This window comes from Vibrio sp. 03_296 (assembly GCF_002265885.1).
Genome location: NZ_NPKW01000982.1, coordinates 1 through 761, shown reverse-complemented (window position 1 = coordinate 761; position 761 = coordinate 1). Strand labels below are relative to the sequence as shown.

Here is a 761-nt window from a genome sequence, read left to right as displayed (position 1 = left end):
TGTTTTCTGCGATTGTGGCCGGACAATCACCGCAGTACGCGATTTACTCACCAAAAATTGAACACTAAGCGCCGATAAAGAAAGAGCCCTATTCAAAACTGATTCTCTTATCAACTTTGAGTAGGGCTCTTTGCCTCTGTGCTTCGCTTTTCGTTGGAAGCTGCCTTYGCCTTTTTTCGCTTTGACCACACGGGTTCGAAATAGCTGGCTGGTCACTAATGCTTTTAATGCATTATCGTTAATGGTTCCTCGCCCGATTTCAGTGTCTCCACTGACTTCTGCGAGGTATTCTTGTTTCTTTTTCATCGTTACCTCAAATAAATGGTGAGACTTTTATAAAGTCGCGCTATTGAAAGGCAAAATATCATCACTGTCAATTCCCGACTAAAAAACACACTTAACAGGGATAAATTTTCATTTACTGGCCCGATGAGACAGGCAAAGATTTTGCAAAATATCGCAAACCGACCTAACAAATATAATAAGCCTCTGTTTTATGCTGCGTTATTTTGTAAAAAGACTAATTAATTGGAAACAAAACAGTGATTCGCTACAAAGATTCTAACTTTCCCTAGCGTGAGTCGTTGACTCCTGCAACCGATCTCCTAGACTCTTGTCTGGTTGGAAAGAAAGTCTTTGTTTTACACATTTCGCAGGATTACATACAAACCCTCGGTGTGCGACACAACAGAGTTTTTTCTACAAGCAATACTAGTCGCTAACCCGACTCAATAGTTTTTTAAAGAGATAGGATTACACAT

1 protein-coding gene is annotated in these 761 nt (G+C 40.1%); it reads right to left on the bottom strand.

The window, feature by feature from the left end:
- On the bottom strand, window positions 1–306 hold a 306-nt coding region (locus CIK04_RS29315; protein WP_325205993.1), incomplete at its 3' end, for a ribosome alternative rescue factor ArfA.
- Between the last annotated feature and the right edge of the window lie 455 nt (window positions 307–761).